We start from the raw sequence: 25,161 nt of genomic DNA, 5'->3' as shown, positions 1-25,161 counted from the left end.
CACCTTGCCCCAGCCTTTGATCCCCCCGCCCCATGTGGTCCCCCAACCCCGTGGTGCGCGATCAGAGGGTGATGCCCTTGGAAGGCCGCCGATCGATGTGCGCGATGTACGCGAAGTATGGTTAGGATTCCATTCCGGATCACTACGGACACGAACGCGCTCGATGCTGCACGCTGGTGCATTCGTCCGCATCCGCTTCGATTGCTGCTGCCTGAATTCGATGCAGGCGATCGGGGCGATGTCCACATCTGCGCATCGTCGCTGCCCCAGCATTTCACGGGCCTGTCATTGAACTGGTCTAGCGCTGCTCCCGTCATCGCTGACGGTCAAGGAGCAAGCCATGTCGAAGCCGGTGCTGGGCGCAGCATTGTCCATCAAATCGATCCCCGCCCACCGCGACTGGCTTCTGGAACGGCAGCGCGATCTCGAGATCCAGGATTTCTTCCGTGCGGATCTGCTCGACAGCGACTGGCGCAGCACGGCGGGCGAAATCAAGCAGATGCTCTCAGGCCATACCGGCCGGCTCGGCATCCACGGCCCGTTCTGGGGTTTCAAGATCGACAGCCACGATCCGATGATCCGCCAGGCGGTGACGAAGCGCCTGCTTCAGGGCCTCGATGCCGCGGAGTTCCTCGGTGCGACGCAGATGGTGATCCATTCGCCGTTCACGACCTGGGACCATAACAACCTCGATCTCTACCCCGACAACCGCGCCAATATCGTCGAACGCGTCAAGGCGACGCTCGCCGAGGTGATCGCGCGCGCTGAAAACATCGGCTGCGAGATCGTCATCGAGAACATCGAGGACAAGGACCCGCGCGACCGCGTGCGCCTCGCCAGGGCGCTCGAGAGCAGCAAAGTCCGCGTCTCCCTCGACACCGGCCACGCCAACTACGCGCACATCTCCACCGGTGCGCCGCCGGTCGACTATTACGTCGAGACCGCCGGCGACATGCTGACGCATGTGCACCTCCAGGACACCGACGGCTTTGCCGACCGGCACTGGGCGCCGGGCGAGGGCAACATCCCGTGGGTCGCCGTGTTCCGCGCGCTGGGCCGGCTGACCTCGAATCCGCGGCTGATCCTCGAACTCCGCAACCACGACGACGTTCGCGCCGGCGCAGCCCATCTCGCCGCGCTCGGTCTCGCTGAATAACCGACCTCACCAAGGGCAGGGCCTATTGTCATGAGCAAATTCACCCGTCGCACCATCCTGAAGTCTGGCGGCGCCGCCGCGGGCACACTTCTCCTGCCGCGCTTTGCGATCGGGCAGGCCGACAACCGTCCGTCGGTGACGATCGCCGTGCAAAAGGTGACGAATTCGAACGTACTCGACGTGCTGCGCGAGCAATCCAACGTCGGCGAGCGCGTGTTCTTCTCCTCGATCTGGGAGGGACTGATCTCGAAGAACTGGCGCGGCAGCCTCGAGGCCGTACCGGGTCTTGCCACCGAATGGCGCCGCATCGACGACCAGACCGTCGAGGTGAAGCTGCGCCAGGGCGTCAAGTTCCATAATGGCGATGAGCTCACGGCGGAGGACGTCGTCTTCACCTTCAGCCGCGAGCGCATGTTCGGCGAGACCGAGGCCAAGAGTCGCTCCACGATCCAGGCCTTCGAGAAGATCCCGACGCCGCGTCCGGGCAAGGAGCTGCCGCCGGACGTGCCGGCAGTTGCCCGCCGCATCTGGCCGGACCTCGTGCGCGTCGATGCCGTCGACAAGTACACGGTGCGCTTCTACAACGCGACGCCCGACGTCACGATCGAAGGCCGGCTGTCACGCTACGGCTCCGACATCATGAACCGCCGCGCCTGGGAACAATCTGCGAGCTATCTCGACTGGGCGCGCAAGCCTGTGACGACCGGCCCGTACAAGGTCGTCGAGCTCAAGCCCGACGTGTCGCTGACGCTCGAAGCGCATGACGAATATTGGGGCGGCCGTCCGCCGCTCAAGCGCATCCGTTTCCTCGAAGTGCCCGAGGTCGCGAGCCGCATCAACGGCCTGCTGTCGGGCGAGTACCAGTTCGCCTGCGACATCCCGCCGGACCAGATCGCCGGCATCGAGAAGAACTCCGCGTTCGAAGTGCAGGGTGGCACCATCCTCAACCATCGCCTGACCGTGTTCGACAAGAACCACGCCGTGCTCGCCAACCCGCTGGTGCGGCGCGCCTTCACCCATTCGATCGACCGCCAGGCGATTGTCGACAGCCTGTGGGCCGGCCGCACCCGGGTGCCGAAAGGCCTTCAGTGGGAATTCTATGGCGACATGTTCAACGCCGACTGGAGCGTGCCGGCCTACGACCCGAAGCTCGCGCAGGATCTGTTGAAGCAGGCCAACTACAAGGGCGATCCGATTCCCTATCGCCTGCTCAACAACTACTACACCAACCAGGTCGCGACCGCGCAGGTGCTGGTCGAGATGTGGAAGTCGGTCGGCCTCAACGTCCAGATCGAGACCAAGGAGAACTGGTCGCAGATCATGGAGCGTGCGCCGACCCGCGCGGTGCGCGATTGGTCGAACTCGGCCGCCTTCAATGATCCCGTGTCGTCGCTGGTCGCCCAGCACGGCCCGAACGGCCAGCAGCAGCAGATCGGTGAATGGACCAATGCTGAGCTGAACAAGCTCTCCGAGTTCCTGGAGACCTCGACCGACCGCGCTGCTCGCAAGAAGGCGTTCCACCGCATGCTGGAGATCGCCGAGCGCGAGGATCCCGCTTACACGGTGCTGCACCAGAACGCGACCTTCACGGCCAAGCCGAAATCGATCAAGTGGAAGGCGTCGCCGGCGTTCGCGATGGATTTCCGCGCTGGCAATTTCGAGGCGTAAATGGTCACGCCGCTGGTCGACATCCAGGGCCTCAGCGTCGCCTTCAACGGCGTACCTGTCCTGCGCGGTGTCGATCTCATCTTGCAGAAGGGCGAGGCCGTCGGCCTCGTCGGCGAATCCGGCTCCGGCAAGTCGGTGACGTGGCTCGCCGCGCTCGGCCTCTTGCCGCGGCACGCCCGCGTGTCGGGCTCGGTTCGACTTGACGGCCGTGAAATTCTCGGCGCGCCGGCCGCCGAGCTCGACCAGGTGCGGGGCGGGCGGGTCGCCATGATTTTTCAGGACCCCGCGAGCGCGCTCAATCCGGTGCTCACCATTCGCAGGCAGCTCTGCGAGGCCTTGGCGTTGCATCGCGGTCTCTCGGGCGGGGCGGTGAAGGCCGAAGCGCGGCGGCTGCTCGATCTCGTCGGTATTCCCGATGCGGCGCGGCGGTTGTCAGCCTATCCGCACGAATTCTCGGGCGGCCAGGTCCAGCGCATCATGATCGCGATGGCGCTCGCCGGAAATCCCGATCTGCTGATCGCGGACGAGCCGACCACTGCGCTCGACGCCACCATCCAGGCGCAGATTCTGGAGCTGCTCTCCACCATTCGCCGCGAGATGAGCATGGCGATGGTCCTGATCAGCCACGATCTCGGCGTCGTCGCCGAGAATTGCGACCGCGTCGCGGTGATGTATGCCGGCCGCATCGTCGAGCAGGCACCTAGCAACCAGCTCTTCGCCGATCCCGTGCATCCCTATGCGCAAGGTCTGATCGGCGCGCTGCCGCCGCTCGATGGACCGCGCCGACGCCTCACGGCCATTCCCGGCACGGTTCCCGATCCCGCGCACATGCCCAGTGGCTGCGCCTTCGCACCGCGCTGCGCACTGGCAGCCGAGCCATGCGGCCTTGCAGCCCCGACGCTGGCGCCCATCGCGAACGACCGCGCTGTCGCCTGCATTCGCGCCGAGGCCTCGCGCCGCGCGCTGCTCGGGATCGCCGCCGAATGAGCGCGCCGCTCGTCGAGGTATCCTCGATCTCGCGCAGCTACTCCATGCGCTCCGGAATGTTCGGCCGCAGCACGGCCGTTCATGCTGTCGACGGCGTGTCGCTCACCATCCCCAAGGGCGAGACGCTTGGCCTCGTCGGCGAGTCCGGTTCGGGTAAATCCACCACCGGCCGCATCGTGCTGGGTCTCGAACCGCCTGACCGTGGCGAAGTGCGGTTCGATGGCAAGCCGATGGCCGCGCCGGGGACGGCTGCGTGGCGCGCGCAGCGGGCGCGCATGCAGATGATCTTTCAGGATCCGCTTGGCGCGCTGGATCGTCGGTTGCCGGTCGCGACCCAGATCCGCGAGCCCCTGGATATTCACGGTCTCGGTACGGCCGCCGAACGCGAGGACCGTGTCCGCGAATTGCTGCGCGCGGTCGAGCTGACGCCGGCACATGGCGCGCGCTATCCGGGCGCGCTCTCGGGTGGGCAGCGCCAGCGCATCGTGCTGGCGCGGGCGCTCGCGACGAAGCCGGATTTCCTGGTCTGCGACGAGCCGGTCAGCGCGCTCGACGTCTCGATCCAGGCGCAGGTGGTGAACCTGCTTTGCGATCTCCAGGCGCAGCTTGGGCTCACGCTGCTGTTCATCAGCCACGATCTCCGCGTCGTCCGGCAGATCAGCAATGTCGTCGCCGTGATGTATCTCGGCCGCATCGTCGAGATCGGCAGCGCAGACGATCTCTTCGCGCGCCCGGAACACCCGTACACGCAGGCGCTGGTCTCGGCTTCGCCGGCACCGGGCCGTCGCAGCGCCGGTCGCATCGTGCTGGCAGGCGACCCGCCGAACCCGGCGGCTCGCCCCAAGGGCTGCGCCTTCCATCCGCGCTGCCCGCGCGCGATCGCGCGCTGCGCGAGCGAGGTGCCGGCGCTGTCGGCCGTCGGCGGCGACAGGCAGGTCGCCTGCCACCTCGTGACCGGACCGAAGGTCGAAACCCGGGACGCGGCGTGATGGGACGCTATTTCGCCATTCGGATCGGACGCGCGGCGCTGACGATCGTGCTTGTCGTCACCTTCGCGTTCGTGGTGCTGCGCCTCTCCGGAGATCCCGCGCTGATGATCTTGGGACCGGAAGCGCCGCCGGAGGTTCTCGCCGCCTTCCGCAAGGCCTGGGGCCTCGATGACCCCATCTGGTTCCAGTACCTCGACTACTTCGGCGCCATCGCAAAGGGCGAGCTCGGCCGTTCCATGCGTGACGGGCGGCCTGCGATCGAGCTCGTGCTGGAGCGGATTCCGGCGACGCTGGCGCTGACGCTGCCGGCGTTCGCCTTCAAGGTCGCGCTCGGCATTCCCGCCGGCATCTACGCGGCGCTGCACCGGGGCTCCGGGATTGATCGCGCCGTGATGATGACGGCGGTTGCCGGCTTCACCGTGCCGAGTTTTGTGCTCGCGCTGCTGCTCGTGCTGGTCTTCGCCGTGCAGCTCGGCTGGCTGCCGTCGGGCGGGCAGGACAGCTGGCGTCACGCCATCCTGCCGATCGCAACGTTGAGCCTTGGCGGCGCCGCGGTGCTGGCGCGCTTCACCCGCAGCGCGATGCTGGAGGTGCTGGGCCAGCCTTATATCCGCACGGCTTCCGCCAAGGGCGTGCCGTGGCGCAAAGTTGTCACCTCGCATGCGCTTCCGAACGCGGCGATCCCGACCGTCACCATCCTGGGCTTCATGGTGGGCACGCTGATCGCGGGCGCGGTCGTGGTCGAGAGCGTGTTCGCCTGGCCGGGAGTAGGGCGCCTGCTGGTCGTTGCCGTCGCCAACCGCGACCTCGCCGTGGTGCAATGCATCCTGCTGCTCGTCGCGATGACCATGGTGACATCGAACCTCATCGTCGACTTCCTCTACGGCTTCCTCGATCCGCGCCTGCGCGCGAAGGGAGCGCATGCATGACCGACGCGACGCTGAAGGACGCCGCCGTCCGCCGCAGGATCAGCCTTCCGGCGATTCCGATCTCGGTCGCACTGGCGATCGGCTGGATCGTCGCGATGCTGGTGATCGCGGCTTTCGCCGAAAAGATCGCGCCCTACGGCTACACCCAGCTCGACCTGCGCAATCGGCTTTCTGCGCCCGGCAATGTCGCGCACTGGCTCGGGACCGACGAGCTCGGCCGCGACGTGCTGTCGCGGCTTCTCGTCTCCATCCGCATCTCGCTCTTGATCGCGTTCGGCGCGACGGCGATCTCCGCCATCGTCGGCACAACGCTCGGTTTCCTCGCTGCGCATTTCCGCGGCGCCGTCGAGCAGCTCGTGCTGATGCTGACGGACTTCCAGGCCAGCATGCCGTTCCTGATCATGGCACTCGCGGTGCTCGCCTTCTTCGGCAATTCGCTGCCGCTGCTGATCGGCCTGATGGGGCTGTTCGGCTGGGAGCGCTATGCCCGCATCGCGCGTGGCCTCGCCATCTCCGCCAATGCGCAAGGCTACGCCGCAGCGGTCCGCCAGCTCGGCGCGACGCCTTCGCGGATCTACTTGCGTCACATCCTGCCCAACATCGCCTCGACCCTGATCGTCTCGACGACGCTGGTCTTCCCCGAGGTGATCCTGATGGAGTCGGGGCTGTCCTTCCTCGGCCTCGGCGTGCAGCCGCCCATGACCAGCCTTGGCAACATGGTCGGCTACGGCCGCGAATATCTGACCCGGGCGCCCTGGATCATGCTGGCGCCGGCCACCACCATCGTGGTGACCACGCTCGCTGTCTCCGTGATCGGCGACTGGCTGCGCGACCGGCTCGATCCGACGCTGCAATAGCGCGACGGGCTCGATGCGTGCGCCGATTTGCCCTCAGACGCCGATTCTAGCCTAGGACCTCCGGCTTCCTGCCGCGCCCGAGCGCGAATTGACCGACCGGGCCCTCGATATGTAATTCCAGCTCCGTCATCTTCGCGAACAGATCGATGTCGGTGGTCCCGATGGCGCAGCCACCAAGGCCCATATCGGTCGCAGCCAGATAAAACGTCTGAATCAGGCTGCCGACATCCTTCAGGATCAGCGCATATGCAATTGAGCTGTATTTCCAGGAGACCCGCCCAAAGCGCGCCGCGATCGTGATCAGGATTTGCGGCTCACCGGGCGCGTCCATGGCGAACTGAGCTGCCACCGAGAGCGCCTGGAGTTGTTGGTCGGTGGCGCGGATCGCGACCAGCGCGTGCCCGCCTGCGTCGTAGTGGTAGAGTCCGCGCGCGAGCCCTTCGCAGTTCGAGACCGCCAGGTACAATTCCAGCTCGTACGCGCTGCCCGCAGAGGGATAAGGCCTCGTGCTGTATGTGACCTCCGGACCGCCGTCAAAATACGGTTCGCTCTTCCATTCGGACACAACGCGCGCGGTGGTGTCGAGAAATTGCGCGAGTTCGCGGAGCGTGACCGGATTCTTGTCGTCGAAATCCCGTGTTGAATGGCGTTCGCGCAACAGCTTCGGAAAGAGAGAGTTCGGCTCCGAGGGGGAGAATGTGCGCAGGTCGATCTTGCTGCCTGGCCAGGGCGGACGCACCGCAGGCAGCGGCGGAACGACGCTCGCATAGCTGAAAGCGGCGCCGACCGGATTGGCTTGCCGGCCCTCCGTGCTCCGCGTGTGAAAGACCAGATCGTGGAAATCCCAGAGAACGAGATTGCCGTCGCCTTCATCTACTCGCAGGCCGTCGCCGCCTTTCGCATCGAGCTTGAGCAGAATCTGGCTTTCCAGCAACAGCTCGAGCAGAAGGAGGTTGGAGGAGAGTGTCTTCCGGTCGAGCTTGCCGATCCTCTGAGGCTGTGACAGCGCAGCAAGGGTGGCGGCGATGGCGGGATCGCCAATCCGGAACAGCGCGCCGGCGCGTGGCGATTCCAGCACCATCTCATTGCCGCGCCGGCGCAGATAGGCAAAGCGCGACAACACGACGGTATCACGGCTGCCCAGCTTCGCGCGTCGCGGCCAGTAGTCGGGGACTTGAGGCTCGATGACCACGAGGTCCCGCTCATCACGCGAGGAGGAGAGGCGGTATTCCAGAAGCCCCTGCCGGGCCAGGCGATGCACCAGAGCGTCGATTTCCCTGGCGAGGATGCTCTTGCCTGCAAACGAAGCGATCGGAAGACCGGTGCTCAGAAGTCGCGCGCGGTCCATCGCGGCCGCGCTGAATTGTCCGAGGTTGACGGAATAGTCGCCAAAAGTGGCGGCGATGTTTCCGTCCGGCTGCATCTGGAGGGAGAAGCGATGGCTCAATCGGGCAGCAAGATCCGGCGCGATCTTCCTGGTCGGCTTTTTCCTGGGAGCACGCACGAAAGAGTAGCCCCTCAGGTGTGTGGAAGGAATGCAGTCAAATCGCTTTCCAGTCGCGGCCCGTCCAGCAATCCGAGCTTCACCGGCACGTCGAAAAGGCGGCCCGGTGCAAAGCGGCGATAAAAGTGACGCAAGCCGGGAACGAGCACTCTGACGACCGGAACCTCGACGTCGGGACGTGTCTGGTCGAGGACGAGGAAATCGTAGCCCGCACGGGCGGCGATCTCGACGCAGGCAATGACCTGGTCACGCGTATTGTCGTGAAGCTTGAGGCTCGGCGCCGGAGGAACGATCGGGCGATCGCTCGGTGTCAGGAACGGATAGTCTTCCAGGCGCAGCGGTGTGACACCGTCGAGGGTCGGCTTCTCGCTGGTCGCACCGCTCATCATGCTGACGGACATGAATTGGGTCAGCTCGGTGAGAGCGCGCAGCAGGGCTATGCGGCGGTCGAAATGCGCGCCGGAGCCGAACTCGATATGCTCGTCCCCATTCTGCATCCAGTGCATGATTGCCACGTAGGTCGGAATGCCGAGATCGGTGGTGACATCGAGCACCCACAGCTTGCGACCGGCTTCCGCAAATTGAGCCTGGAGATCCCGGACATAGAAATCGTCAAACTGCTCGAGGTCGACCTCGGCGCGCTGCACCCGGTTGTACCACCAGATCGCGTAGGCATCGCGCTCGATCAGCTCCAGGAAGCCCTGGACAATCGCTTCGTCGCGGGTGTTGCCGGCCGCGCAGCCGTTGGAATCCGTATGAAATCCGCCATAGAAGAAGTACAGGAGGCCGGTCGGCAGATATTTGAAGCGCTTGTCGCGCAACGATGTGACCGGCGACCACTCGGTCCTCGCCGAGGGATCGAACGGCTCGGGAACCGGGTGGGGATCGTCCGGCTGCTGGAGAAACCTGTTCTTGAACTGCGTTTCGCTGAACAGCTGCACGTCGTTGGGCAGAAGGGCGTCGCCGGGCGCGAAGTCGGCAAAGCTGCGCGTCGTCCTGATCTCATCGCCCTGGAAAATGCCCGAATAGCGTTCGATCGATTCCATCAGCGCGCTGGCTTCGCCCTGCTCGGCGGTCGAGCCCTTGCCAAAACTGCCACCGCTCAATCCGGACCTGAGCTGGTCGATGCTGTGGGCCGGCGCGGAGAAATTATGCTGGGCGAAGTAGTTGGTGTTCATCGGCAGATCGACGTCGATTCGTTCGAGCCTGGTCACCACCCCTGTCAGGGGGCTCACATGCTTGCGGAAGCGCGACACCGTCGACCGCGACGTCACGGTGCGATATCCACCGCTGGTCATGACGAGCCTCTTGCCCTCTGCAATCTCGACCGGGGCCGGAGATCGGCGCGGGTTGTTCAGCTTCTTGCTGCCGCAGGTCGGACATTGTGGACGTCGCATCACGTAGTGCTTGGCGATGGCGGCGCCGGTCAGGTCGAAACTGGCAATGTGATCGCACAGATCGGTGCGAAAATCCGATGCAATTGCCTTGGCGATTTCGACGGCCGCAAAATGGATTCCGGTCTGGCCGACGCCTTCTCTGACGAGCGGTGATATCGCAACCGCATGCGCCGGTCCCCGGTCGAGAAACCCCTTGATCTCGCGGTTGCGGATCATGCGATCGAACAGGCAGGTCCAGCAGGCGCTCTCGCCCGGTTTGAACACGGGCCCGACCAGCGGAAACGGGCCGGATGGCTGTACCAGCAACCAGGGTGTCTTGCCGGCCACGCGATCCTGGTTCAATTCAGCAAGGCGCTGGTCGAGATAGTCGTTCGCGAGCGTGATCGTGAGCTTTGGCGAGCGCTTGGCGATTTGAACGCCGAGCTTACCCAGGGCCGCGGTCAGCTCCTTGGCGCCTTTGACGTCAATCGACTCGACTCGCACGGAGCAACTGCGAAGATTTTGCTCCGCGACTTCCAGAGACAGGCCGAGGCTTGCCCAAAAACCGCCGACGGCCTCGTCGAATGCTGGCGAGGTCCGCGCAATGACATATCGGCGATCGAGGAGCCGCTTGATCGCCTCCTCGATCTTGGCGGCCGGGAAGCGCTTCGAAAGCTGCCGAATGATCTCCGGCCTGGCCTCGCCATGTTTTCCGAGCGCGGTGGCCAAGGCACAATAGAGTTCGCCGTGCAGGAAGAACTTGCGATCCTCGGAATAGAGGCAAACCGCATCGGGAGGCAGAACGTAGGCGGTGAAGTTCGGTGCAAATCGGAGGAGTTCTTTGTGGGTCTTCCGCGCAACGCGGGTCTTGCTATTGGCATTCATTGAGTCAGCACGCTGATCCTGTTGCCGTTACGTCAAATCGCCGGCGCAAGACGGATCGTCGTACCCGCGCGCTGATATTTCCCGGAGTGTTGAAACAATTCGCCCGCCATCGATGCAGGCGCCGTAGCGAAAGCAAGCATTTGGCCGGCCCCTGTCTCAGGGCCGGCCAATGATGTACCGGCTTGTGGACACGCCATTCGGAGCGCGCCGAGGCCTAGCACAGGCGGCAGCGGCCCCACGATGCGCAGCAACCCGCGCATGATACGGCGCATCCCACGACACCAACGCCGCAGCCAACGCCACAGCCGACAGCACAACCTGCACATCGGCAACCGACGCCACATCGGCAGGCCCGGCAAGCCCGGCAGCCTCTGCAGCCGCGGCAACCGCCGCATCCGCGCCATGCCAGCTGCACACGGCTGCCGGCATTTTCCTTGTCGAAGAGATGGAAGGTGGCGAGGCTGACGTCAGCCATTTCCTCTTCATCGAGCGTGATTGCCTGACCCGGTCCAAGGTGCTGCAATTGTTGTGTGTCGGGTGTCGGCACTGCGGAGGCCGATGCGCCCCCCGCCAGCGAGAACGTCAACCCTGCGGCTCCGAACGCCGGCACGGCGACTTTGGTTACGCGCTTCTTCCCTTTAGAAGTCTTCTTCGCCTGCCGCATGGTCGAACCTCCGAGCATTGCAAGAAGCATCCCAGCCACGGTAAGTCTACGCTCAGGAAATCACGCGAGCAACAATGACGCGCACGAAAGCGCGGGGCCGCACGTTCAGGATGTATTCATCTTCATGAACGGCAACCGGCGCGACCGGTTGACACAGCGCATCAACGATCCACGCTCTTGGTGCGCATGCTGTTTGGTGCAGTGCCGCAAGAGCATCGCATCTTGAACGGAGAGATCGGCGTGGCAGATCAATCAGGGCTTTTCGCTTGGTATGAACTCCTGACCACGGATGTCGCGGCGGCGGGCGCATTTTATCGCAAGGCCGTCGGCTGGGGCGTGAGGGATGAATCGACCCCGGAGCTGCCTTACACGGTGCTTCGCAGCGGCGGCGCTCCGCTGGGCGGACTTATGGATATCCCGGAAGAGGGCCGGAGATTGGGGGCGACGCCGAGATGGATGGGATACGTCGCCGTCGACGACCTGGACGCCACCACCGCGCAGATCCGGCGTCTTGGAGGCACGATCTTTGTACCGCCGACGGACACCAATATTGGCCGAATAGCAGTCGTTGCAGATCCGCAGGAAGCGACGTTCGGACTGATCCAAGAACCGACCTATGGCCGGGGGAAACCGGGTCGGCTGGACGAGCCGGGGCGCGTAGGCTGGCATGAGCTGCTGGCCGCCGACCGAACAGCGATCTTCGATTTCTACGGAGAACTATTTGGTTGGCAGAAGGCCGACGCTCAAACCGATCCAACGGACTGGTATCAATTGTTTTCGGCGGGTGGGCAAACGGTCGGCGGCATGCTGACGAAGCTTCCGGCCGTCGCGCAGCCATGCTGGCTGCATTACTTCAATGTCGACGACATCGGCGCTGCGGCGAGGCATGTGACTGCTGGTGGAGGCCGCATCCTCCAGGGTCCGATCGAATTGCCTGATGGTTGCTGGATTGCACGATGTGTCGATCCCCAGGGCGCCCTGTTTGCACTGCAGGGTGCCCGGGGTCAGGCTGACATCGAGCAATCCGCGGCCTCGGAGGTCGGGTGGTCCGCCAAGTGGGGCGGCATTGCCTCCCAGGGGAGAATTGTGTTGCCCAAGCCGAAGCGCTAGCTCCAGGGTCCGTCCGGCGCTGGCGCGCCCCTGCAATAAGTCCGCGCCGGGAGCAGGGGAGGCCTGCGCAAGGCCGATCCGGGGCTATCAGGGGCAAGTTCCCGTTGCGCGCGCCCACCCCGTGCGCTATCCGGCCGGAAAGGCTTGAGGCGGCTTCGATATTTTCCCGCCCGGCCAGCCAAACCGAGGACGGAAACCGCCATGCCAGCCTATCGCTCCCGCACTACCACCCACGGCCGTAACATGGCGGGTGCCCGCGGCCTCTGGCGCGCGACGGGCATGAAGGATGCGGATTTCGGCAAGCCGATCATCGCGGTCGTCAACTCCTTCACCCAGTTCGTGCCCGGCCACGTCCATCTCAAGGACCTCGGCCAGCTGGTGGCGCGGGAGATCGAGCAGGCGGGCGGCGTCGCCAAGGAATTCAACACCATCGCGGTCGACGACGGCATCGCCATGGGCCATGACGGCATGCTCTACAGCCTGCCGTCGCGCGAGCTGATCGCCGACAGCGTCGAGTACATGGCCAACGCCCATTGCGCCGACGGCCTCGTCTGTATCTCCAACTGCGACAAGATCACGCCCGGCATGCTGATGGCCGCGCTGCGGCTCAACATCCCCGCCGTGTTCGTCTCGGGCGGCCCGATGGAGGCCGGCAAGGTCAAGCTCGCCGGCAAGACCAAGGCCGTCGACCTCATCGACGCCATGGTGGCCGCGGCCGACTCCAAGGTCAGCGACGAGGACGTCAAGGTGATCGAGCGCTCGGCGTGCCCGACCTGCGGCTCCTGCTCGGGCATGTTCACGGCGAACTCGATGAACTGCCTGACCGAGGCGCTCGGCCTCGCGCTGCCCGGCAACGGCACCGTGGTCGCAACCCATGCCGACCGCAAGCGCCTGTTCGTCGAGGCCGGCCACACCATCGTCGATCTCGTCCGCCGCTACTACGAGCAGGACGACGCCTCGGTGCTGCCGCGCAACGTCGCCAACTTCAAGGCGTTCGAGAATGCCATGACGCTCGACATCGCGATGGGCGGCTCGACCAACACCGTGTTGCATCTTTTGGCCGCCGCCCACGAAGGCGAGGTCAAGTTCACCATGCAGGATATCGATCGTCTCTCGCGCCGCGTGCCTGTGCTGTGCAAGGTCGCGCCGTCGGTTGCCGACGTGCATGTCGAGGACGTGCACCGTGCCGGCGGCATCATGGGCATTCTGGGTGAACTCGATCGCGCCGGCCTGATCGACACCTCGGTCTCGACGGTGCATGCGCCGACCATGAACGATGCGCTGGAGCGCTGGGACATCAAGCGCTCGAAGAGCGAGTCCGTCCGCACCTTCTATCGCGCTTCGCCCGGCGGCATCCCGACCCAGGTCGCCTTCAGCCAGGAGCGCCGCTACGACGAGCTCGATGCCGACCGCGAGAAGGGCGTCGTGCGCGATCTCGAACACGCATTCAGCAAGGACGGTGGTCTCGCCGTGCTCTACGGCAACCTCGCGCAGGATGGCTGCATCGTGAAGACTGCCGGCGTCGACGCCTCGATCCTGAAATTCTCCGGCCCCGCGCGCGTGTTCGAGAGCCAGGACGCAGCCGTCGAAGGCATCCTGGGCGGCAAGGTCGTCGCCGGCGAGATCGTGGTCATCATCTATGAAGGCCCGCGCGGCGGCCCCGGCATGCAGGAGATGCTGTATCCGACCAGTTATCTGAAATCGATGGGCCTCGGCAAAGCCTGCGCGCTCGTCACCGACGGACGCTTCTCCGGTGGCTCGTCCGGCCTGTCGATCGGCCACCTGTCGCCGGAAGCGGCCGAAGGCGGCAATATCGGTCTCGTCCGCACCGGCGACCGCATCGCCATCGACATTCCGAACCGCAGCATCAGCCTGGAGGTTTCCGACGAGGAACTGGCCAGCCGCCGCGCCGCGGAGGAGGCGAAGGGCGATGCCGCCTGGCAGCCCGCTGCGCGCAAGCGCAACGTCTCGACCGCGCTGCAGGCCTACGCTGCGCTCACCACCAGCGCTGCGCGCGGTGCGGTGCGCGAGGTGAAGCGTCGCTCGAACTAAGCGCTGCACCGTTCGCACCTCGCGTGCATGGTCAACAAGGTCTGAACGGCCGGCGAAAGCCGGCCGTTCGCATTAAGGATGCCCCCACGAACTTCGGCAGCTCAGGATTTTGCGGCGTATACTGCGATCGACCTTCGCAAATCCATTTCGGGCAACTGGGGCACCACCGTAATGTCTCGTACTCTCGCTGTCGTTTTCTCAACAGTCGTCGCCGCGATTTCGATGACCGGTGCAGCCTCCGCCGGCTGCTACAATTGCTACACGCCGCCGCCGTGCACGACCTGCTACCAGCAGCAATATGTGCAGCCGCAATACCGCACCGTCGACGAGACCGTGATGGTCTCTCCCGGCTCCGTCGTCGCGCATCGCACGCCGGCGCAGTACCGCACCGTGATGGTGCCGCAGACCGTGATGGTCGCGCCGCCCGGCGTCCAGTATGAGCGCATCCCGCCGCAATACGCGACGCGCCAGCGCGTCGAGATGGTCTCGCCCGGCTATTCCTACTACGCCCCGGTGCAGATGGGCTGCGCGTCCTGCGGCTACTGAGCCGACGTAGCCAACGGTTTCGAGCGGCGCTCCTCACGGGGCGCCGTTTTCTTTTGCGGGCAGAAAGCGAGGCCCGGAAACGGAGGCAACTCCAAACCGGGCCTCGCAACCAGCGACGCCCTGGGAGATGTCGCCAGTGTCCGGGATTGCTGAGGAATACAGGCTAAGGGAACAGGCTGACGCTCGCCTGACAGATCGGGTGTTTGGGATAGGGCGCGCCAACTTCGCGTTGCCTTGCGCCGTCGACTACGTTAAGCGACAGCCATTCCGGGTTTGGAAGGGTGGCCGAGTGGTTTAAGGCACCGGTCTTGAAAACCGGCGTGCCCGCAAGGGTACCGTGGGTTCGAATCCCACCCCTTCCGCCAGAATATGCGACCGGGGTTTGTCGGTCAGGCTTTCCCGGGCAGGTGATCGGTGAATCAGACGTTCAATCCGGCCGCGCTCGACAAGCTGAAGGCCCGCATTCAGGCGTTGTGCGCCAAAACCATTGCCAATGGCTGCACCGAGGACGAGGCGCTGTCTGCCGCCGCCAAGGTCGCCGAGCTGCTGGATCGCCACGATTTGTCGCTCTCCGACGTCGAGCTGCGCGCGTCGCCGTGCGAGCGGAGGGTCTTTGAGACCCATCGCAAGAAGCGAATTCCCCTGGACGACTGTATCGGCGCGATCGCTCATTTCTGCGATTGCCGGGTCTGGCGCGAGAAGAACGCGGCCGGCGAGAGCTGCTATGTGTTCTTCGGTCTCGGCGCGGATATCGAGGTCGCGCATTATCTGGCCGAAGTGATCGACGGCGCCGTGCGCGCCGAACTCGGCCGCTTCAAGACCTCGGTCGACTACATCAGGTTCCGGCACCAGGAGCGGCATCTGGCCAATGGCTCCTTCGCGCTCGGGATGGTGGCGTCGATCGCGCGCAGGCTGGAGGCGATCAAGGCCAGTCGCGATCAGGTCAACGAAACCACCGGCCGCGGGCTGGTGGTTCTCAAGAGCTCGGTGGTCGATGCAGAATTCGACAAGCTCGACCTCAAGCTCCGGACCCAGCGCAGCACGAGCCGGATGGTTTCGATGACGGCCTATGAAGCCGGCGGCGCTGCCGGAGCGTCGCTTGCCATCAATCCGGGCCTTGGCGGGTCGCAGTCGGGGACCACTCCCAAGGAAAGCTGAGCGCATCGGGGAGGGGCGCGGCTTCAGCCGGAGCTAAGAACATGGGCGATGTGATGCCGGTTAATCAGCTGCCCTCTGTCGCCAATGCTGCCCATGCTAATAAAGTGCAGCGTCACCGTAATTCGGGCGGCTGGGCGAGAGCTTCCAGCACAAAGACCACGCCACGGAGGCCTATATGGACCAGGTGCGGAATCTCAGGGGGGACTGAGACGACGTTCCTACCAAAACCACGGTTCACACGCGGAGAGTTGTGTCCGAAGTCACGACCTCGATGTCCATCTTGTTTTGCTCAAGCAGCAGCTCGACAGCACGAAGCTGGTTCTCCTGGTCTCGGTGCGGACCCACAATAATCTTCCGGATCGGGAGCTTTTCGCCAAGGGTTTCAAACAGCTTAACGTATGGGACAATCGTGCCTGAAGGTCCCTCTCGAAAATAGACTTTTACAGTTTGGCGTTTGTCGTCGACGGCCTTCCGTAACCGCGTCGGCGCTGCAACCAGCCGATACTCACGCTCTGCTTCGAACCTGGGTGTTTTCAGAAAAGGCACCGTCTCCAAGAATGGACGAATGAAATTATCCAACCGTTTGTCGCCCAGGATTTCCTTGATTTCCGCCCTTTCAGCTATTTCAGGAGCGACTTCGCGAACAGTACTGCCAAGAGTCGACCGGCCGATCCCGTGGAATCGATCCAACTGCGCGCGGGCCGCATGATCGTGATACGCGACCTTTCGCGTCGCCACCATTTGCAACGAGCATTTGGTCCTCTCTTCAATACAGAGCCGGTCTAGCTCCTCAGGGTCGAATTCAATCGCGAAGCCGCCGAAGCCGTAACCTCGCCACTGGCTCAACAGTCCGTGCTTGCTCTCCTCGCTTCCTGCGTCGTGCATGCAGAAGGAGACAACGTACATGGGCGAGACATTCTCAATCGCCCGCATAACGGCGTGGCACAGGTTCCCGGCTTCAGTATCGTAGATGCCTTCACCGTGACGGCGCAGCATCTCGGGCTTGAATACGTCTAGAGCATCAAGCTTCGGAACAATCTCTCGAAATTCGTCCGCGATTTGCGGCGCGAGCAGTGTAGAGAGAATCTTTAGCTCCGCGGTATCGTTCAAGAAGCTGGCATGAGTCGCCCAAAGAACTTGATCCTGAATAATGCCGATGAGACCGGCACCGGACGTATAATGAAATAATGGCCCGGACGCTTCTGAGCGCCAGTCAGGTGGCGCGGCCGGCTTTTTCGTTTTTGCTTTATTTCGTCTCTGCGCTCGCTTGCTCATGATAGAATTTCAACCCGTAAACAGATGTCGGCTCCGGCTGGCAGGAGGAGCGCTCACTCGCCTGCTAGCACGAACTTAGAGATTCGACCGATCAGCCAGCTCAACGCCGCTCCCGCGGCATACATCGTACCGGTTGAGAGTGCGTCATCGTAATCGGCTCTAGACGAGCTGACTTGGGCCGCGATGCCAAAGCCGCTTGCCACAAGAACCAGCAGTCCTGCGACACCACTGCAAGTCCAATGCAGCACGTAGCCCAATCGCTTAAGAACGTCCTTCATGTAGCCACCCAGCCACTTTCGGTCGGACTCAACCGGCACGGGCACAGAAATGCAATGCCCCTTTCGAAGGGGCTCATTGAAAGACAACCGTATTGGGCCGGAGGATTGACAGGCGGCCGCCCTTGCGCCGCCGCGACTCAGGCGCGCCGTTCCTCAGCTCAATTCTGCGCTTTCATTTTGGCCAGTCGGGCAATGTCACGCGTCGTCGAGGACCATGCTTAGACTTGGCTTCACGCTTCCTGCGATCCGCAGCTTCCCGCACCTCAAGCAGGTGGTCATAGCCACCGACACGAGACATAAGCCCGGCCAGCTTAGCCTTTGCCTTGATGCTTGGTCCGAGGCGGGCGGATTCTAGCTCTCGCAGATGGGTGAGTATTCGCTCGACGTCGTTCTCCTCAAACTTGAGGCGGTTTCCCATCCGCAGATAGAACGGAGTGCCCGCGGCGTCCTCGGGATTATCGACGAGCCAATACTTCAGCCACTGTGGTGACACGCTCAACCTGGCGGCGGCTTCTTTGATTGTCAGCAAAGGCATCGATCACCAAGACTTAGGTGGGCGCTTGCGCTGCCACAGAGCCGGGTCGGTGGGCTTCGCATCCTCGATCTATTTCCGACCGTCGGGTCCGATGACGCGAACTTTTCCGGCGCGTAGACCAGCAACTATTTTGCGGTAGTTTCCGTTTTCGTCCGTATATCCCTTGCGTGTCCGAATTTGCTCAGCGGTTTCTGCCCTTCGCTGCGGACGCAGGCTCTCTTTCCGCTGTTCTATTCTCAGCGCGACGGCGGCTTGTGCGGCGCTTGCTCTTCCAGCCGCTGATCGACCATCTCTCGAGTGTCTTGCCGGACCAGGGATCCCGTCGTCGAGCGCGAGCTCAATACGCATCGTTCCATCCGGCAGCACCGAGACTGCGGCAGCCCCTGCCTGTTTCGCGGCCTTCAGGGCGCGGCGGATGTCAGCTTTGGTGACGCGCGCGGGGGTACGGCCCATGCCGCTATGGCAGCACGTTTCCCCCCGAAAGGGGATGGATTTTTAACCAAATCAGTGGTGCACTGAGGACGGAGCGTGAGAACTCCCGCCGAACAGCCTTGCCGGGCTGCGTTCGGCACCAGGGCGATGGCAGGGCGATCCTTGCCGGGATCATCCGTCGCCGTCGATTAGGACGCGCTGGTTAGCCGCCAGCGTGAACGGCACCACTTGGCCGGGAGAGCGGCGGCTATACAAGACCCGAAAGGGAAAGGCCGTCGCGCATCGTCTCTGGCGATGTTCTCACCCTCCCGGCGCCAGTGCTGCCCACTGGCACCCGGCCGTGAGAAGCCGGTTTGATCCAGAGAACCACCATGAAAATCGTCAGAGAACTACCTGCGGAGTCGCTGGAAGCGATGCTGTCAGGACCTGCACTCCAAGAGCTGCGCCGGCGGATGGCCCTCAGCGACCTCGCCAGGCTCAGGAAAGAGGCATCCGCCGAGATCGAGCGGCTGATCGCCTTCCTGGACGCCTCAGACCCCTACGTCATGACTGAGCGGGAGGAAGGGGTCGACGATGTGCCCTGTGACACCGACGAGCTCGAGCTGAGCGAGCGGGACGAGGAGGACGGCGGGGACCACGAGCAGGACGACTGCGACCGGGAGAGCAACGAGCCGCGGCTGGCTGAGTGCTCAGCGGTGCTGCCATGAGCGCGCCAGATCTTGCCGGCGCGCACGATCTCGCATCCGAGATCGTCCACCTAGCCGACCTTCTGGTCGTCTTGTTCGCTGGGCCTGATCCCGAAAACGCATCTGACGGCGCCCGCTTAGTGGCCCTGGAGATCAGAGCGAAGGCCGACCGGATAAGGGAGGCCGTCGAGTGCGACTGATCCGGGCCTTATGGGCGCTTCAGCGGCTTAGGTGGGCGCGCCGTCGGGCTGAACGACTCGCGGATTTAAGTCGCTGATCTGACTCTGCTATTCGCTTTATTGCCGGCAAATCCGGCATTTTGAATCGCGGCCCGCCGGTTCACGCTGGCGGGCCCTCTTCCCGGCCAATTTGTCGCACCCACAGTGGTTAAATATGGGTATACAACCTAAAATTACTGCGTTGTTGCATGAATGGGAGAAATTTCATGATTGCCAAAATGCATTTCCTTGTCTTCCTCGGAGTGATTGCCCTTTCAACGATAGGGTCTTCAGCCACGCTCGCCTGCTCCGGTAATGGTTACGTCTGCTCCGGTCACTGTGACGGTTTCGGTGCGTTTTGCCTCGCCACGAAAAATAGCGCAGGAGCGCCGATTTGCATGTGTGCGGAGCCACGGAGGAAATATCTGTGGGATCGCGAAGAGCGCGTTCGACTTTACACACCTTGGTCGCCGGCCTATTCGCATCGGCGAATCTGAAATCTACTCGGCCTTGAGATAAAAAGGTTATAGCGCATCTCTGCCGCTATCGTGGCTCTCACAACGGCTCTACGGCACCAACAATGCCCCAGCAGCATTGATAAGGAAGGCCCGCCAGCGTGAACCGGCGGGCCTTTGAACGCTTAATTACAGGTCATATTCCTGGTGTCGCAGAACGCTTGGCTCAGACACATGCTGACCTACCCTGCAAAAGACATCGACGCTTGTGAGCGACGTGCCGCATCCCACAGCAAATGTTGGAGCTTATTGCCTCAATCGAGCATGGAGGAGAAATCATGGACCGTTCTACTAAGATCCTGCTTGGCGTTATTGCCGCCAGTCTTTGGGCGAACGCACTTGTGCCGAGCCTCAGACCTGCCCCCGCCCACGCTCAAGGATCTGATCCTTATCTGCAACGCATTGATGAGAAGCTGGAGAGGATCCTGCAAGGTATGGCCATTATTGGGAACGGTACGTGCGTCAACCGAAAGATCTGCGGCACCTAAAACTCTCATTGCATCTCGAAAACTAGGTCATCCGCACTTGTGGTTTTTGGCGTGCAGCGCCGTCCGGTCGCCCGTGATCTGCTCGACATAGTCGTCAATCGCGTCGATCAGCGGACGCGTGTGGCCGAGGGTCCGTTCTCGAATGAGAAAGCGGCGTAACCGATCCAGCTCGGCGAGCTCGGCCTCGACCGCTATGGCTCGCGCTTCTGCAGCACGCTGGTGCATCTGCTCTTTGTACCAAGCCCGCGCAGCCGCTCGGTTCTCTGCCTTCGTGATGACGCGATCGAAACGTGGCGCAGGCGAGAGTCAAATTATCGATTCCTAGCGGCCCGGAATCTGCCCGAGCCACTGCCAGTCGTGGGTGTGGAAAAGGCGGCACGCCTGTAGTTGTCGGCAAGCTCGAGGAGCGCGGCTCGTTCGACGCTGTCCGCAGATGTGTCGGCAAGTTCTCGGCATACGTCCTCTATTGATTTTCGAGCGGGGCGGTTCATGCTCGTCCAGAGTCGCCGAAACCCCGTAGAAACCAGTTTTCTCATACATGGCCAATCACCGGATATCTGATTGTGGTTAGGCCTGTAGGTAGGTGAGGGCGCTTTGTAAAACTTTTTTCAAATCAATCTCTTACGGCTACAAAGCGAGGACACCCCTTCCGCCAGAACATGCGACCGGGGTTTGTCGGTCAGGCTTTCCCGGGCAGGTGATCGGTGAATCAGACGTTCAATCCGGCTGCGCTCGACAAGCTGAAGGCCCGCATTCAGGCGTTGCGCGCCAAAACCATTGCCAATGGCTGCACCGAGGACGAGGCGCTGTCTGCCGCCGCCAAGGTCGCCGAGCTGCTGGATCGCCACGATTTGTCGCTCTCCGACGTCGAGCTGCGCGCGTCGCCGTGCGAGCGGAGGGTCTTTGAGACCCATCGCAAGAAGCGAATTCCCCTGGACGACTGTATCGGCGCGATCGCTCATTTCTGCGATTGCCGGGTCTGGCGCGAGAAGAACGCGGCCGGCGAGAGCTGCTATGTGTTCTTCGGTCTCGGCGCGGATATCGAGGTCGCGCATTATCTGGCCGAAGTGATCGACGGCGCCGTGCGCGCCGAACTCGGCCGCTTCAAGACCTCGGTCGACTACATCAGGTTCCGGCACCAGGAGCGGCATCTGGCCAATGGCTCCTTCGCGCTCGGGATGGTGGCGTCGATCGCGCGCAGGCTGGAGGCGATCAAGGCCAGTCGCGATCAGGTCAACGAAACCACCGGCCGCGGGCTGGTGGTTCTCAAGAGCTCGGTGGTCGATGCAGAATTCGACAAGCTCGACCTCAAGCTCCGGACCCAGCGCAGCACGAGCCGGATGGTTTCGATGACGGCCTATGAAGCCGGCGGCGCCGCCGGAGCATCGCTTGCCATCAATCCCGGCCTTGGCGGGTCGCAGTCGGGGACCACTCCCAAAGGGAGCTGAACGGACCCGGGAGGGCGCCGCTTCGGCTGGAGCCGAGAGGATCGCGGTGTCATGAGGTCACACGACCGCAATCCTCTCATCGTCACTCTTCTGGCTACGCGCTTGGCGAACCATAGCTTTCAGGGCCAGTGACGATTTCGGAATAATAGTATTCTACCCTTGTTTTGCCCGACGAGTCAAAACGGCCTTATACAGGACGCGCAAGCCGTTGATTTCAAACGCATCGGCTACTGTGCATGGGGTTGTTTTCGACAATTTGAATGCAGCGCGCTCTCCGTCCATTTCGGTTGTATGAAATAGCTCACGCTACCTGACAAAAATATTCGCCGTTCATTAGGGCGCGAAGGTGCGTGTTGAGATGACGGCATCCACAGCCGCCTTCTCCGTCATGCCTTGCCCGGGGGCTGGAATGGACACCGAAGCACTGACCGTTGCTCATGCGCGGGTGAAGGCGATCCTGGATGAAGCCGCGGGCGACAGCACTGCCGACTATGGCGGTGCGGGCGGTTCTGGGGCAACGGCGCGGCGGCGCTGGAGGCGGCCGACATCTTCGGCATCAAGATGGTCGCGCCGGTGCCGGCGGGGTCGGTGACCTCAAGATGGTGACCGAGTGGTGCAGGCTCGGCTTCATCGTGCGCAATCCCTACGAGCCGGCGGTCCAGCCCGCCGACAGTTACAGCGCCAAATGCATCAGCGTCGAGCGAACAACGAGATCGAGACCCGATCCAAAAAAAGCGAGGCATCATGAGCGACGATCCATTCGTCGGACATTGGACCTACCGCAGCCTGCTCAACGATCCTCGACGTCATGGAGGTACGGAGCTGGCGCAGCCCGATTCCCGCAGCACCGCAATGCCCTCTCGTCGGCGTCACCCCGCCGGGTTCGAAGCAATAGGTCCGGCCGACCACCGAGCGAAGCATCTAACTATCTGATATTTTGAGGCTGAGATCGGCCACGCCGGCCTGTCTGGTTCGGCTCGTGGAACCCTTTCGCCGCTTCCGCGTTGTCTTGGCATGACTGAAGACCTTTCCTTCCGACGCAAACCCTTGACCCCTGAGCAGCGCCAGGCTCGTGATGCCGCACGCCGAATCGAGGCCGAAAAGGCCATGCGAGATCACGAAGAGGCGCAGAAGGCGTTTTACGCCAACAAGGATCGGCTGAAGGCCGAGCGGCTCGCGCGCGAAGCGGCCGCAGCGAAGGGCTGACCGAACACGGTCGCCGCCAGCAATCGCCTGAATCGATCTCCCGACCGTGACCGGCAGCTAATGCCGGTTGGACATCCCGGTTGCGCTCAAAGCCAGCTTGAGCGCCTGGACGGCGCCTGCGAACGCGCCGCGAGGCGCTTGCGCCTCGATCGCTTCGGCCGCGATGCGACAATCGTCGGCGACCTTGAGCAGCCCGCTTCGCGTGAGGTCCATGGTGGAGAGGGCGGCCTGCTCCAGGCAGACCCGTTCAAGCCGTCGAAACTCCCGCAGGTCCTTGTTCATGCGTCAGCTCTCGATGTCCCCCGGGCCATCCCGCGCCGAGTCTGTTTAACAAACGGTAAACGACTCTGCCTAGCCGAGCTGGCTGGCGCAGCGCTGGTGCTTCCGTGCACACGCCCCGGCCCGGCGCACCGCCGCGCCAGGCTTGACGGGGTCTGCCTTCCGGGAGGAAGATTCAAAAGATCCTAAACTGACGAGAACCACGGAGACGCTCGCTCCCAGCCAGTCCGATCCTCATCAAGCGAAACCGCAATGGAGCTGACCATGACCACGTTCGACAAGCGCGAGCAGGGCTTTGAGGCCAAATTCGCCCACGACGAGGACCTCATGTTCAAGGCCACGGCCCGGTCCAACAAGTTGCTCGGGCTCTGGGCCGCAGGCCAGCTCGGGCTCAGCGGCGATGCCGCGGCCAGCTACGCGACCGCACTGGTGACGGACAATCTGGGGAGCCAGACGATCGACGATGTCGTGGGCAAGGTCTCAGCCGATCTCGCCGGCAAGGGCGTCGGGCGTGAGCAGGTCGCCCTGAAGCTGCAGGAATGCCTGCACCAGGCCCTGCAGCAGCTCGAGGCGGACAAGTAAGGAAGGCCGGCCGTGGCGCTTCACTCGGCGTGCTTGCGCATGCCTGAATCGCTGAGCTTATCCACGTAGGCAATGCCGATCGCCGAGAGAATGAAGGTGATGTGGATCAGCACCTGCCACATCACGCCGGTCTCGGTGAAGCCGGCGCGGTTCGAGCCGAGATTGCCGGCCTCGATGAAGGTGCGCAGCAGCGCGATCGAGGAGATGCCGATGATGGCCATGGCGAGCTTGATCTTCAGGACGCTCGCATTGACGTGGCCGAGCCATTCCGGCTCGTCGGGATGGCCCTGGAGGTCGAGCCGCGAGACGAAGGTCTCGTAGCCGCCGACGATCACCATCACGAGCAGATTGGAGATCATCACGACGTCGATGAGCGCGAGCACGCTCATCATGATCTGCTGCTCGGTGAGGTCGAGGGCGTGCCAGGAGAGATGCCACAGCTCCTTCAGGAACAGCGCGATGTAGACGCATTGCGCCACGATCAGTCCGAGATAGAGCGGCAGTTGCAGCCAGCGCGATCCGAAGATGACCATCGGGAGCAGGCCCAGGCGCGGCAAGGGCGGGCGGGGTTCGGTCCTGGGCTCAGGCTCAACCGACATTCAGACAGCATCCTCGCGAGCTGAAATGATCTCGCTTTCATGTAACCCGACAAGATGGCCGGCGGAAGACGCGAAGCCGCCCTGCCTCGGCCGACAGATTGCGTCGTCTCGTGCTACCGTGCCGAACGGCCACGGCGCGACGGCTTGAATCGGGAGGCGGGAGTGTCTTCGGGAGTGTCTTGGAGCGGCTTCGGCAGGCTGGGCGGCATCGCAGTCGCAATGCTGGTTGGCGCCAGCGGCGCGGAGGTGTCGGCGACACCACTGACGCCGTTTCGCTACGAGGCGCAGGCGCAGCGTCATTGCCCGCACGACCAGGTGGTCTGGCTCGATTTCAGGAAAGGCATCTACTACGGCAAGGGCCAGAAGCGGTACGGTCAGGGTTTCGATGGCAGTTTTGTCTGCCTCCGCGAGGCTCGCGACAGCTCTTTTCGCCGCTCGCTATTGGGCCTGCGCTGAGCGCCACGTGATTCGGAAGTTCGCAGGACCGGCTATTTCCGACCCGGCAGCTTCATCGGCACGTGGGGGGAGGTGCTGATGACGCGGGGACTTCCGTCGGGATAGGTGCGATCGCCGCGGATCAGGGATTCCAGAACCAGGAAAAATTTTTCAGCAAGCATTTGCGTCACCCTCGTTGGTGATGGCCTCTTGAAATGAGTCGAGGCGTCAAACGCAGAAATTCAATCAACTAAATGGGAGCGGGGCAATCCAAAACGGGTGCCGTGCTGCATCGCGGTATAGT

The 25,161-nt window shown here is 63.2% G+C and carries 26 protein-coding genes and 1 tRNA gene; 18 read left to right on the top strand and 9 right to left on the bottom strand.

Annotation, left to right across the window (positions count from 1 at the left end; genetic code table 11):
• Positions 1-340 precede the first annotated feature (340 nt).
• Genes NLM15_RS22595 through NLM15_RS22570 form a run of 6 tightly spaced genes read left to right on the top strand, consistent with a single transcriptional unit; the run spans position 341 to position 6,586 of the window.
• Positions 341-1,156, top strand: a complete 816-nt coding sequence (locus NLM15_RS22595) for a sugar phosphate isomerase/epimerase (protein WP_254119539.1) — start codon at positions 341-343, stop codon at positions 1,154-1,156.
• 30 nt (positions 1,157-1,186) lie between these two features.
• The gene (locus NLM15_RS22590) at positions 1,187-2,824 is read left to right on the top strand and encodes an ABC transporter substrate-binding protein (protein WP_254119537.1); all 1,638 of its coding nucleotides are present in this window, start codon (positions 1,187-1,189) and stop codon (positions 2,822-2,824) included.
• Complete coding sequence (locus NLM15_RS22585) at positions 2,825-3,811, top strand: ABC transporter ATP-binding protein (RefSeq protein ID WP_254119535.1); 987 nt, start codon at positions 2,825-2,827, stop codon at positions 3,809-3,811. It abuts the gene before it with no gap.
• Positions 3,808-4,800, top strand: coding sequence for an ABC transporter ATP-binding protein (locus tag NLM15_RS22580; protein ID WP_254119533.1), 993 nt, complete (start codon positions 3,808-3,810; stop codon positions 4,798-4,800). Before NLM15_RS22585 ends, NLM15_RS22580 begins: the two co-directional genes overlap by 4 nt.
• Positions 4,800-5,729: an ABC transporter permease gene (locus tag NLM15_RS22575; protein ID WP_254119531.1), complete on the top strand. Its 930-nt coding sequence runs from the start codon at positions 4,800-4,802 to the stop codon at positions 5,727-5,729. The genes NLM15_RS22580 and NLM15_RS22575 overlap by 1 nt, the downstream gene beginning before the upstream one ends.
• Entirely contained in the window at positions 5,726-6,586 is an 861-nt protein-coding gene (locus tag NLM15_RS22570; protein ID WP_254119529.1) for an ABC transporter permease, read from the top strand. Before NLM15_RS22575 ends, NLM15_RS22570 begins: the two co-directional genes overlap by 4 nt.
• A gap of 46 nt (positions 6,587-6,632) precedes the next feature.
• Here the strand turns inward: NLM15_RS22570 and NLM15_RS22565 are convergent, their stop codons facing one another.
• Together NLM15_RS22565 and NLM15_RS22560 are read right to left on the bottom strand one after the other, a co-directional pair.
• Positions 6,633-8,009: a SagB family peptide dehydrogenase gene (locus NLM15_RS22565; protein WP_254124344.1), complete on the bottom strand. Its 1,377-nt coding sequence runs from the start codon at positions 8,007-8,009 to the stop codon at positions 6,633-6,635.
• Positions 8,010-8,104: 95 nt separating this feature from the next.
• Positions 8,105-10,351, bottom strand: coding sequence for a TOMM precursor leader peptide-binding protein (locus tag NLM15_RS22560; RefSeq protein ID WP_254119527.1), 2,247 nt, complete (start codon positions 10,349-10,351; stop codon positions 8,105-8,107).
• Positions 10,352-11,201: 850 nt separating this feature from the next.
• Between NLM15_RS22560 and NLM15_RS22555 the strand changes: the two genes are divergently transcribed.
• The 5 genes from NLM15_RS22555 (at position 11,202) to NLM15_RS22535 (ending at position 15,881) form a co-directional block, all read left to right on the top strand.
• Complete coding sequence (locus NLM15_RS22555) at positions 11,202-12,125, top strand: VOC family protein (RefSeq protein ID WP_254124325.1); 924 nt, start codon at positions 11,202-11,204, stop codon at positions 12,123-12,125.
• Positions 12,126-12,326: 201 nt separating this feature from the next.
• Positions 12,327-14,177: a dihydroxy-acid dehydratase gene (gene ilvD / locus NLM15_RS22550; protein WP_254119525.1), complete on the top strand. Its 1,851-nt coding sequence runs from the start codon at positions 12,327-12,329 to the stop codon at positions 14,175-14,177.
• Between the two features lie 222 nt (positions 14,178-14,399).
• A complete protein-coding gene (locus NLM15_RS22545; RefSeq protein ID WP_254119523.1) occupies positions 14,400-14,723 on the top strand; it encodes a hypothetical protein in 324 nt (107 codons plus the stop codon).
• A 275-nt stretch (positions 14,724-14,998) separates the two neighbouring features.
• Positions 14,999-15,088: transfer RNA gene (locus tag NLM15_RS22540), tRNA-Ser, on the top strand.
• A gap of 49 nt (positions 15,089-15,137) precedes the next feature.
• Positions 15,138-15,881: a DUF2786 domain-containing protein gene (locus tag NLM15_RS22535; protein WP_254119522.1), complete on the top strand. Its 744-nt coding sequence runs from the start codon at positions 15,138-15,140 to the stop codon at positions 15,879-15,881.
• A 234-nt stretch (positions 15,882-16,115) separates the two neighbouring features.
• Here NLM15_RS22535 and NLM15_RS22530 read toward each other — a convergent pair whose 3' ends face one another.
• The 3 genes from NLM15_RS22530 to NLM15_RS22520 form a co-directional block, all read right to left on the bottom strand.
• Complete coding sequence (locus NLM15_RS22530; RefSeq protein WP_254119520.1) at positions 16,116-17,156, bottom strand: DUF2971 domain-containing protein; 1,041 nt, start codon at positions 17,154-17,156, stop codon at positions 16,116-16,118.
• A 53-nt stretch (positions 17,157-17,209) separates the two neighbouring features.
• Entirely contained in the window at positions 17,210-17,434 is a 225-nt protein-coding gene (locus NLM15_RS22525) for a hypothetical protein (protein WP_254119519.1), read from the bottom strand.
• Between the two features lie 172 nt (positions 17,435-17,606).
• Complete coding sequence (locus NLM15_RS22520; RefSeq protein ID WP_254119517.1) at positions 17,607-17,969, bottom strand: hypothetical protein; 363 nt, start codon at positions 17,967-17,969, stop codon at positions 17,607-17,609.
• Between the two features lie 803 nt (positions 17,970-18,772).
• Here NLM15_RS22520 and NLM15_RS22515 point away from each other — a divergent pair.
• From NLM15_RS22515 to NLM15_RS22505, 3 genes are all read left to right on the top strand, one after another.
• Entirely contained in the window at positions 18,773-19,108 is a 336-nt protein-coding gene (locus NLM15_RS22515; RefSeq protein ID WP_254119515.1) for a hypothetical protein, read from the top strand.
• The gene (locus tag NLM15_RS22510; protein WP_254119513.1) at positions 19,105-19,287 is read left to right on the top strand and encodes a hypothetical protein; all 183 of its coding nucleotides are present in this window, start codon (positions 19,105-19,107) and stop codon (positions 19,285-19,287) included. Before NLM15_RS22515 ends, NLM15_RS22510 begins: the two co-directional genes overlap by 4 nt.
• Before the next feature lie 811 nt (positions 19,288-20,098).
• Positions 20,099-20,308: a hypothetical protein gene (locus NLM15_RS22505; protein ID WP_254119511.1), complete on the top strand. Its 210-nt coding sequence runs from the start codon at positions 20,099-20,101 to the stop codon at positions 20,306-20,308.
• 27 nt (positions 20,309-20,335) lie between these two features.
• Here the strand turns inward: NLM15_RS22505 and NLM15_RS22500 are convergent, their stop codons facing one another.
• Positions 20,336-20,533 (bottom strand): hypothetical protein, encoded by a 198-nt coding sequence (locus tag NLM15_RS22500; protein WP_254119510.1) that lies wholly within the window; start codon positions 20,531-20,533, stop codon positions 20,336-20,338.
• Between the two features lie 479 nt (positions 20,534-21,012).
• Between NLM15_RS22500 and NLM15_RS22495 the strand changes: the two genes are divergently transcribed.
• Together NLM15_RS22495 and NLM15_RS22490 are read left to right on the top strand one after the other, a co-directional pair.
• Positions 21,013-21,756, top strand: a complete 744-nt coding sequence (locus tag NLM15_RS22495) for a DUF2786 domain-containing protein (protein ID WP_254119508.1) — start codon at positions 21,013-21,015, stop codon at positions 21,754-21,756.
• 1,014 nt (positions 21,757-22,770) lie between these two features.
• Positions 22,771-22,962, top strand: coding sequence for a hypothetical protein (locus NLM15_RS22490; RefSeq protein ID WP_254119506.1), 192 nt, complete (start codon positions 22,771-22,773; stop codon positions 22,960-22,962).
• Between the two features lie 57 nt (positions 22,963-23,019).
• On the opposite strand, the gene NLM15_RS22485 is transcribed toward NLM15_RS22490, so the two are convergent.
• Complete coding sequence (locus tag NLM15_RS22485; RefSeq protein WP_254119504.1) at positions 23,020-23,244, bottom strand: hypothetical protein; 225 nt, start codon at positions 23,242-23,244, stop codon at positions 23,020-23,022.
• Positions 23,245-23,505: 261 nt separating this feature from the next.
• On the opposite strand from NLM15_RS22485, the gene NLM15_RS22480 reads away from it, so the two are divergent.
• On the top strand, positions 23,506-23,823 hold the full coding sequence (locus NLM15_RS22480; RefSeq protein WP_254119502.1) for a DUF1476 domain-containing protein: 318 nt from the start codon (positions 23,506-23,508) through the stop codon (positions 23,821-23,823).
• 20 nt (positions 23,824-23,843) lie between these two features.
• On the opposite strand, the gene NLM15_RS22475 is transcribed toward NLM15_RS22480, so the two are convergent.
• Positions 23,844-24,422 carry a TIGR00645 family protein gene (locus tag NLM15_RS22475; protein WP_254119500.1) on the bottom strand — a complete coding sequence of 193 codons (579 nt, stop codon included), beginning with the start codon at positions 24,420-24,422 and terminating at the stop codon, positions 23,844-23,846.
• Between the two features lie 174 nt (positions 24,423-24,596).
• Here NLM15_RS22475 and NLM15_RS22470 point away from each other — a divergent pair, with 174 nt between their 5' ends.
• Positions 24,597-24,878 carry a hypothetical protein gene (locus tag NLM15_RS22470; RefSeq protein ID WP_254124323.1) on the top strand — a complete coding sequence of 94 codons (282 nt, stop codon included), beginning with the start codon at positions 24,597-24,599 and terminating at the stop codon, positions 24,876-24,878.
• A gap of 32 nt (positions 24,879-24,910) precedes the next feature.
• Here the strand turns inward: NLM15_RS22470 and NLM15_RS43530 are convergent, their stop codons facing one another.
• The gene (locus NLM15_RS43530; protein ID WP_256565480.1) at positions 24,911-25,039 is read right to left on the bottom strand and encodes a hypothetical protein; all 129 of its coding nucleotides are present in this window, start codon (positions 25,037-25,039) and stop codon (positions 24,911-24,913) included.
• Positions 25,040-25,161: the final 122 nt, after the last annotated feature.

Source organism: Bradyrhizobium sp. CCGB20 (assembly GCF_024199855.1).
Taxonomy (GTDB): Bacteria; Pseudomonadota; Alphaproteobacteria; order Rhizobiales; family Xanthobacteraceae; genus Bradyrhizobium.
This window is presented reverse-complemented; position numbering and strand designations above follow the sequence as displayed.